Genomic DNA, 9,765 nt, shown 5'->3' with positions numbered 1-9,765 from the left:
AACCAGTATTTATCCGTAGTAGTGATATGTTATCACGCAGGAATCAATGTATCATCTTGAAAAATCTTTTCCTTCTCACCATCTGTTTTAGTGCTATTGATTGTCAGTGACTGAGACGAACTCATAGTGACACGTAAATTCAATGGACCGAACCACCCACTAATCCTTTTTATAATTTGTTCCTGTAGTGCGTTTCTAGTTTTGTCAGAAGGTTTTTGTTTTGATTCTTTATCAAAGAAAATTTCAATACGTTGTATAACGTAGCATTTTGTTTGGCTGTGAATGTATGCAGCATATTTATATGTAGTAAAGAGGATTCAGGCAAGAGTAGTGGCAAAATACATCATTGTTGCTTGAGAGGCATACTCTCTAATTTTTGAGGTGCAATAAAAAAGCCCACCGAAGTGGGCTTTTAGTAACTTTCAAATGCGCGTGCATTTCACGTGCACTTTCTAGTCTTAATGTTGCCAGTGTCTAGTCCAACTGATTTTGCTAACTTCCTGTTTTTAAACCTGTTGTCCTATCACTGACCCACCAAATTTGGTGGGCTGGCGGAGTCTGAATTCGTCGCTTAACTAAATGATTTTATAGTACTAATGTTCAATTCAACTTTTCAAAAGTGCCTAATGAGGTGCCTAAAAATAAATTGATTGATTTTTGAGCGTAGGAGCTAATGAGGCACTTATTCACTGTAGATTGATATTTTATCAGCTAGTGAAAAAATTGCTATTTTGTTTCGATTTTTAGTGTTTCCAGTATGAGAATAATGACGAGTAAAAGGGTTACCTCATCTTACCTTTCATATTAAATTAATGCTGGTATAAAAGATGTACAATTAGTTTATAACTCATGTCGAGAGTAAGCAATCTTTGTTCTAATTAATGGATTTCTGGCTTCTAACGTTAGAGTTATTATCCAGCCTAATTAGTTGCAAATCGTTCAGTTTAATGCGTATAAGGGCTACGTCCTTGTCCTGGATACTTCTCAAAGATATGTACATACACTTCATTACAAGTTTTAGGCCACAGGTCATCATCATATGAATCAGGTAAGCTATCTAACACTTCTTCTATCATGTTTTTAACTCTGGCTTTAGTGCGCTGTTTCTTGCGCCAGTCAATAACCAAAATGCCTTGCATCTTTTCCGTTAACACTTTGGCGATCTCTTTGACTTTATTTCGTTCTTTATCAGTTAAGGGCGCCTTTTGAATCATTAAGTCGTATACTGCTAATTGTTCTTCTGTTAACCCTTCACGCACAGTGCGTTTTTCTTCATGCTTTAAATCATTAATAAACTCTTTTAATCGATTGAAAAATTCTTCAGCTGTATATGCACCCAGATTGTATACCTCAATAAGCTCTTGAAATTTTTTCTGTAAATCTTGGCGTATTTTGTTTTTAAGTACCATCGGCTGTAATTTTCGCTCAATAATATTTTTTAGCTTTTCTGCATCGGATTGCTTCGGTTTGTCGATCTTAGCTACCATTGTAGCTAAGGCATCAAAGTCGATATTAGCTATGTTTACTGGTTCGGGTAAATTACTTTGAATTTTAATTGTAGATATTGACTCATCTAGCAATTCATTGACTTTATTACGAATAACGTCCAGTACATCCTCATCATCAATTGATAAGCCTGACTTCAAACGCATTTGAGAATAGATGATATTGATAGCAATTCGGTAAGGCACATACTGGTTCGCACTATCATCAGGCATGATTGCCTTAAAGATGCGGTTTATTTGCCTTAAGAAAGATGTGAACTCTTCTTTATTCTTGGGTGCAAGCAGTATTTCGCTGGCATTATCTAATAGAGTGAGCTTGGCGAAGCCATCTGCTGATGCTGATACAATCTGCTTCAAGTCAATATCAACACCACTTAAGAATACAATGAGTTCATTGATAGCAATACCTAATGCTGCGACCAGTTCAGACTTGTTTTTGGCTGGGCTATCAACGTTATGTGAAGCTCCACCCTCAGCTACACCACCACCATATAACCCCAATGCCTGTTGTAGCGCACTGAATATATTTATGTAGTCAACTATTTGTCCTGCGGACTTACCCTCATATACACGGTTAGCACGTGCAATGGTCTGCATTAATGTATGACTTTTAAGAGGCTTATCCAAATAAAGTGTTGAAACGGAAGGTGCGTCAAAGCCTGTTAACCACATCGCACAAACAAATACGATTCTTAAATTATCTTCAGGATCTTTGAATTTCTCATCAATTTTTTCTTTTAAAAAGCGCTCTCTATGGCGTTTGTAATCTAATCCCTTTTTAGCAAGGCGTTCGTCGTCATTTTGAGCACCAGAAACAACAACCGCCATGTCGGTCGTTTCCATATGTTCTATTTGGAATCGCAGTTTGTTTAAACGACTACCAGAGGCATACTTTGCCTGTGACTTTAAGCTGTTAAGCTTTGTTTTCCATGCTAATTGAACCTTATCATACATCTTAATAGTGGTTGCTTTATCAATAGAAACCACCATTGCTTTGCCTAACATACCATAACTAAATGGATCGCGGTTAATATAATGCTCAACCAAATCAGTGGCAATTGTTTCTAGACGATCATCTCTTGTGATGATGTGATAAGCCTTAGCAAATTCAGTTTCTAAGCGGGTCTCTTGTTCTTCAGTAAGATCAGCTTGGTCAAGTATATCGGCAATATCTTCACCTATAGTATCGCTCGAAATCGAAACTTCAGGTACACGGTTTTCGTAATATAAAGGTAATGTAGCACCATCATCGATTGCATCTGCAAAGTTATAAATACTAATGTAGTCACCAAACACTTCCTGCGTTTTTGCTTCACCCGCTAATAATGGTGTACCAGTAAATGCCATAAATGACGCATTTGGCATGGCATTACGCATATTCATAGCGAGTGAATCATATTGGCTACGGTGCGCTTCATCAGTAATAACTATGATGTCATCACGTTCTGAAAGTACAGGAAAACTTCCTTTTTCATCTCCCTTAAACTTTTGGATCAATGTGAAAACAAAACGGTGGTCTTCACCAAGTAAGGCCTTTAATTGAACTCCTGAATCAGCTTGGCAGTTTTCAGTAACAATGCCAGCAGAGTTAAAGGTTTTATAAATTTGATCATCTAAATCTGTTCTATCTGTGACCAATACAAACGTCCAGTTCCCCGTATATTTGCGAAAAGCTTTTTTACAGAAAAACACCATTGAAAAGCTTTTACCGCTACCTTGGGTATGCCAAAAGACACCTAACTGCCCAGTACGTTCTTTAACGTTATTAAGACCAGATAAAGCCTGATTCACTCCTAAATATTGGTGATACTTAGCAATAATTTTTACTGTATGCTTTGCTTTAACAAATAGCATATAGTTTTCAATGATATCTAGCAGTCGACTTTGTTCACAGACACCCCGTATTACTACCTCTAAACTGACTCGGCGCTTTTCCTTTTCACTCTCAATCTTTTTCCACTCAGAAAAGTGCTCCCATTGGCTAGATATAGAGCCAACCTTAGATTGCACACCATTGGAAAGAATGATGACCTGATTGTAAGCAAACAGATGTGGGATGGTATTTTTGTAATCAGATAGATTGTTTTTATATGCGCTTAACAGGTTTTTGTGACTTGCTTTTAGTTCAATAAACACCAGTGGCAAACCATTTATAAAACCTATCAAATCAGGGCGACGGGTTTCAATTTCACCGGTTATGCTCATTTGACTACAAAGAAGAAAGTCATTGCTACTCACGTTTGACCAATCAATATACTGTACAACGCAATCTTCTTCATCTTCAGCATTTGTAGTGTACACGTAGCCGTTAGTTAACAACTCATAGATTTCTTCATTGGCGGATATATCAGTCATAGCACTTCTATCGCGAGCGATTTGGTCAATAGCCTCTTGAATAACAAGCGAATTAACATCATGGTTCAGCTTTAGCAGAGCTGCTTTTAACCTTGCAAATAAAACTACATCGTTTCGGGTTTCTCTGCCAAAAAACAACTGATTATCAGCGAGGTGCGCATCGTCTAGCGAGCCAAAAACCTCGTCCCAACACGTTACCGTATCCCAATTCAATTCAGAGAAAAGGTTAATCGCTGGTTGTTCTACTAAAGCGTCTTCCGTATATGTCATGCCATCTCCTAAATCACTCGTAACCTATTGTAACGCTTATCAAAAGCAGTTGCTCCACCTTCCATGATATTACATACATGGTCTCTAACGGTTTGTTCACATAAACCACCTGACTCTAATACCTGAACTTGCCCTGCGTGGAAATGGAGCACATTTACAAACTCAGCATCACCATTAACAACAATATTAGGGTTATGCGTCACCATGATAATTTGCCTACGCTTCTTATTCTCATGTATCTGAGACACAATCAGCTGGTAAATAAGGGCATTGTCTAAGTCATCTTCAGGCTGATCTACAATAATTGGATTATCACCATGGCTAAGCAAAAAGGCTAAAATGGCTGCCGCTTTCTGACCCGCTGAACCTTTTTCAATATTCTCAAACTTACCTTTTTCTATGTCTTTGGCATATTCAACAACAAGTTGATCATCAGGCCACCAAGTTATCAATCGCTCAAACATTTCAGGTTGTTGTGAAAGCTTTTGCGTGAGCGAAGTCTTCAAACGACTATCGATTCGATATGGTGGTACATCGTCACCAGAAGCTAAGGATAGAGTCGCACCTTTTAACTTGCTGACCTCTTTTGCAATGCCTTTCAGGTTTAACTCCTTAGAAAGTAACTCATATAACAAGCTGTTGGTTTGATCATCCTGATAAATGGAAGTAGCAAAACTAGTTTCCACTCCAATATGCTCTCTATACTTTTTCTCTATCGAAGTTCTGTTCGCAAACGGCAATAGCTTCATTTTCACATAACGATTTCCACCAATAACTTTCTTAATAAATTTTTGACGTTTTATCTGAAGCCTTCTTCTTAAAACATACAATTTTCTAAGTGACTTATCACACTGGCCTTTTTTGATGCCTAGATTCGTTTGTACTGTTTCTAACTCTTCCAACTGAATGTTGATCTTATTGCGTTGAGTAAGCCAAGACTCATACTGCGCTGGATTCAGCTCTTCCCCTTTTTCAGCATACTCTTGAACAACTTGTTCATAGTGCTGTGTAGCTTCTACGCCTTTTAAGTACCAAGTTGATTTTCTGATTGCATCAGCTCGATCTTGTTCAGCTTTTTTAATTAGCTCTTTTAGCTTTTCCAGTTCTGTCTGAACAGAAACTAACTTCCCTTTGAATGCCGCCTGTATTTCTTCTAACTCTGTGACGTAATCAGGCTTGTTTTCGCCTTCTTCTATGAGGCTAAGCTCCGCAAACTCCTCAGACAGCATACCGTCTATAGAATCAACTAACCCAGAGACACCGGCTGCCTTTTCAACTTTCTGTTTTTCAAGTGAAAAAATTTGGTAGGCATTAAAGATGTCTTTATGACCACCTTTCTCGAAACTCTCGATATCGCTATTTAGGTCGTCTTTTTGTGATTCTAAGGTGCCTTTATTATTAAGCCGCTCCTGTAGTTGACGTACTTCCCGACAAAGCCCTAAAAACTTGTTGAGCTCAGCGTCAAACTGATACTTCCATGCCGAAAGATTAACTTCGTTTGAGCGATCAATAATTTCTAATAAGCTGTTCGTATTGCTTGCCAGTGCATTGATTTGTTTTTGGCTGTATAAACTTACATGAAAACGCTCTTCTGGCTTTCCGTTATCAAGGGACCAAACGCCTGCTTGTAGTTTATTAATGTAGGGTGCTGTACTGTGTTTCCAAATCGATTGGTATGTCTCATCTCTTCGTTGTAGCTCAACGTATATTTCAGTATCAGATTTTGTTACTCCCTCTCTAAAAGAGTGAACCTCTTCTTGGATCTGCTCAAGTTCTGCTACTTCATTTTCACGCCCCAATGCCAACCGAACAGACTCAATGAATGTTGACTTACCAGAGCCCCGGCCTCCGATAACAGCGTTAAAAAGAGGATGTAATTCGAATATCGCAGGATGATCAGGAATACGGCCGCAATGACGCATTTGCGAAATATTCAATTTCTTTAAGAATAGATCTGGAATTGCGTTAGGATTATCAACACAGTTATCGACACAAAAATCGTTATCATGCAGAGCCAACTTCAGTCCATCTATTGATGGCTGGCTCATTTTGATCCACGAATATCTCTTACCTAGTCGACTACATTCATGGGCATCTGATCCTTGAAGTTTTGCTAAGTGCGCTGCCGCCTTTGAAAGCTCTGGGTTAACCGTATCGAGAAAGGCTAAAGAGACAAACTCAGCGGCTTCAATCTCATTAAGCCATGACTCAATCTCCTGGTTAGTATTTGTTATTTCGTTTAACAGTCCTTTGGCCCCATCAATATGCGCAGGTATTGCTGCTCCACCCGCTTGCTTTACAATAGAGATAACCTTATCAACAGACTCCGTTGCACAAGTCTCTTCAGCGTCACCATGCCCCTCAGTAATACCGCACTGGCCGAGAACAGCTGCAATCTTTGCAGAGTTACAAGAAGGATCAAAAATAGCCAAAACATGAACACGGGATTGACCTGTACTTATAGTGATTTCACACCCAGGAAATAAGTGTATCGGTCGATACCATTCCGCATGCTTATCGAGTTCAGCGTAAGTTGCTTTTAGTCGATCTATCCAGTCACCTGACACATGATCGGTAATAGCCACACAGTCAATTTCTTCGGCCATTAAAGCTTTTAACCAGTCTATTTCTGTCTCTTCTGGCTTCTTATAATCAGACGATGCTGGCGTATGAGTATGAAAATCAAACTTATACCAACTGCTTCCTAGATATTCATGGCTCATAGTTCTACTGCCCCTGACATTAGCCTAGACAACAACATATCACGTTGTTCTTTAAGGTTTTCATTTTTTCGGGATAAGTTTTGAATTTGTTTAAACATAGGATTAGCGAGGTTATGAAACTCATTCAGCATTGACTCATTAGGAAAAACAATTTCTAAAGCCTCAAACTTGCCTTTGCTTAGGTTAGTCATGGTCGCTCCAGTAGCGCCGTGATTTTCTATAGTTTTCTTTAAAGACTTCAATGCAAAATACATGAACTCTATATATTTTTTGGAATCTGGTACTAACGTGTTTATTTGCTGATTGGTTTGAGATCTTTGAGAGCTTAGAGCCACAATTCCTGCCGTACCGATGCAACTCACGCAAATAGACCAACTAGGGATGTATTTGTTTTTCTGAGAATCTGCTCCAAGTGTCGATAACATCTCTTTAGTGTTAAGAACAAACATACCACTATGCATATCAGGCGTTTTTATAAAAGGAACATCTCTTGAGCTGTAATTTTCTTCTTTTTTCTTACTAGGTGTTTTCCCTGTATTTATTAACCCAATATCTTTAAGACATTTCACTTCCCAACCCTCAGGTATTTGACCAAGTGGAAAGTCGATGAGCTTTAGGTTACCGTTGGTATCAAGGTTATTTTCATGGTTTGGGTAGCGGAAGTTAATAAACCATTCACGATAAAGTGATTGCGCCATATCTTCCAAGATAGCGATACGGCGGTTGTTGTTTTCGATTAGGTTGTCGTATTGGCTTAAAATGTTAGCTATTTTTATTTGAGTGTTTTTTTCAGGAACTCTTACCTGTATCTTTCTAATATCACCAAGTAGTAAATTAGGTTGAGCAGCACCACCGCCTAACCTAGAAAGTAAGTCGCTATTATCTTTAAAAAAATAATATAAATACCTATTATCAATGATACTTTTATCAGCTTTAATGACTGAGATACTTTTTTGAAATGTTGTATTTGGTATTCTATTATCTGCCTGTGCTATTCCAACCCTTCCAATTGATGCACCAGTGTTAGCTAAAAGGATATCTCCGACCTCTAAATTTGTTCTTCGATGAGTTTCAGCAAATTCTTTAAAATTAATTTGACGAGGATTGTCATAATGTAACCTACCGTCACGCAGATCTTTAGAGCTTAGAAAATAATAACCAGAATTTTCTTCGTTCTTACAATCACCATGCTTTCCATCAGTAACTAACGTAGTAACCGCAGTTAGTGGGAGGTATTGAACTTCACTCATTAAGCTACAGCCCCCAATACTTTTAACACATTTTCAGATATTGAAGCTTCTAATTCATGAGCTTCGGTGTTTAAAGCTTCCAACTCTTCTTTAAGCGCTTCCAGTTTCGCTGCAAAGTCTTCACCGTGCTCTTGCTCACCTTCGGCAACACCTACATAACGACCAGGATTTAAGCTATAGCCTTGTTCAATAATTTCTATTTTAGAGGCAACTTTACATAAGCCAGCGATATCTTGATATACCAGTTCACCATTGTCATCCGTAAAGAAATCTTCAAGCTTAAATTTACCGTCGTTACCTACATCTAGATAGCTCTCAAGGTAAGTGTTATCAATATCCTGACCACGATACAGACGAACAATATTGGCAATAAAACTAAGTTGCTCGCTAGTGTAATCACGTACTGCTCGGGTAACTTGACGGAATATATGGCGTGCATCAATAAACAGCACTTTATCTTTATTGTGTGCAGGTTTGTTCTTGTCTAAAAACCACAGTGTGCAAGGCAAAGTTACCGTATAGAAGAAGTTACTTGATACCGCCACCATCACATCGACAGCATCATCTTCAATCATTTTTTGGCGTATCTCTTGTTCTGAACCACGAGCATCACTGGCGGAATTTGCCATAACAAACCCCGCACGCCCTTTTTGATTAAGTGCACTGTAGAACATTTGAATCCAGAGATAATTACCGTTATCGTTTCGAGGCATACCATAAGGAAAACGATGTTTATCGCCTTCTAAACGATCTTTTTGAATTTCGTTAACGTTAAATGGTGGATTAGCCATAACGTAGTCAAACTGACCGTACTGTTTGCCATCAACCACTTGACCTTTAGCTAGGTCGAACGGGTCTTCGTAATAAGAGTTACCTTCGCGGATATCTCCTTGTAAACCATGGACTGCGAGGTTTAACTTAGATAAACGAACCGTATCACCGGTTTTTTCTTGCCCAAAGATAGACAGCTCATCTGAAGCATCTTTATTGTGCTTGGTAACAAAATTCGCAGAACTGATAAACATACCGCCGCTACCACAAGCAGGATCGAATACTTTGCCGTGGTAAGGTTCTATTACTTCGGTGATCAATTTAACCAAAGATGAGGGAGTGAAGAACTCACCACCTCCTTGACCTTCCGTTTTGGCGAATTCATTAAGGAAGTATTCATAAATACGACCAAAAATGTCTGAACCAAGACTAAAGTCAATATCATTAAAATTTTTCAGTAAGCTTTTTAGAATATCATTTTCAAAACGAGTAAACGTTTTAGGTAAAGCATCTTTGATCGATTCATTTTCAGCTTCTAATACTTTCATGGCGTCATTTATTTTAACGCCGATATTTGCGCCTTCTGGTAATGCTAATAGGTTCGAGTAAAGTGCTTCATCCGGCACATACATTGCGCCTTCTGCTTGGATCTTTGATTTAATGTCACCGTTTCCACGACGGCGAGAACTCGCTTGTTCAACGAGCTTATTTTTTGCTAGCGTAAGACGATACTCAGCGTATTTTAAGAATATCAAACCCAGTATTGGGCGAGAGTATTCTTGCGCGGTTAAGCCAGTGTTGGCACGTAATGAATCGGCTGCTGCCCACAAACGTTTTTCTAATTCTTCTATTTTTTTTAAACTTGCCATTTTGGAATTCCTTATATACTTC

At 38.6% G+C, this 9,765-nt stretch carries 4 protein-coding genes; all 4 read right to left on the bottom strand.

All coding sequences use genetic code 11. The features are described from left to right. Positions 1-944: 944 nt before the first annotated feature. From PSF42_RS15400 to PSF42_RS15385, 4 genes are read right to left on the bottom strand one after another with little or no spacing between them, the layout of a single operon-like run. On the bottom strand, positions 945-4,130 hold the full coding sequence (locus tag PSF42_RS15400; protein WP_272517088.1) for a type I restriction endonuclease subunit R: 3,186 nt from the start codon (positions 4,128-4,130) through the stop codon (positions 945-947). A gap of 8 nt (positions 4,131-4,138) precedes the next feature. Continuing rightward, the gene (locus PSF42_RS15395) at positions 4,139-6,853 is read right to left on the bottom strand and encodes a TrlF family AAA-like ATPase (RefSeq protein ID WP_272517087.1); all 2,715 of its coding nucleotides are present in this window, start codon (positions 6,851-6,853) and stop codon (positions 4,139-4,141) included. Beyond that, positions 6,850-8,103 carry a restriction endonuclease subunit S gene (locus PSF42_RS15390; protein ID WP_272517086.1) on the bottom strand — a complete coding sequence of 418 codons (1,254 nt, stop codon included), beginning with the start codon at positions 8,101-8,103 and terminating at the stop codon, positions 6,850-6,852. The genes PSF42_RS15395 and PSF42_RS15390 overlap by 4 nt, the downstream gene beginning before the upstream one ends. Continuing rightward, positions 8,103-9,743, bottom strand: coding sequence for a class I SAM-dependent DNA methyltransferase (locus tag PSF42_RS15385; RefSeq protein ID WP_272517085.1), 1,641 nt, complete (start codon positions 9,741-9,743; stop codon positions 8,103-8,105). Before PSF42_RS15385 ends, PSF42_RS15390 begins: the two co-directional genes overlap by 1 nt. Between the last annotated feature and the right edge of the window lie 22 nt (positions 9,744-9,765).

Origin of the sequence: Providencia sp. PROV032, assembly GCF_028484875.1 — a bacterium.
In the GTDB taxonomy this organism is placed as follows: domain Bacteria; phylum Pseudomonadota; class Gammaproteobacteria; order Enterobacterales; family Enterobacteriaceae; genus Providencia; species Providencia rettgeri_E.
The sequence above is the reverse complement of the archived record's forward strand: the minus strand, read 5'-3'. Positions and strand labels throughout refer to the sequence as shown.

Bases quoted from the DNA above. Each gene is read 5' to 3' on its own strand.
- PSF42_RS15400 (WP_272517088.1), bottom strand. From the start codon at position 4,130: ATGACATATACGGAAGACGCTTTAGTAGAACAACCAGCGATTAACCTT.
- PSF42_RS15395 (WP_272517087.1), bottom strand. From the start codon at position 6,853: ATGAGCCATGAATATCTAGGAAGCAGTTGGTATAAGTTTGATTTTCAT.
- PSF42_RS15390 (WP_272517086.1), bottom strand. From the start codon at position 8,103: ATGAGTGAAGTTCAATACCTCCCACTAACTGCGGTTACTACGTTAGTT.
- PSF42_RS15385 (WP_272517085.1), bottom strand. From the start codon at position 9,743: ATGGCAAGTTTAAAAAAAATAGAAGAATTAGAAAAACGTTTGTGGGCA.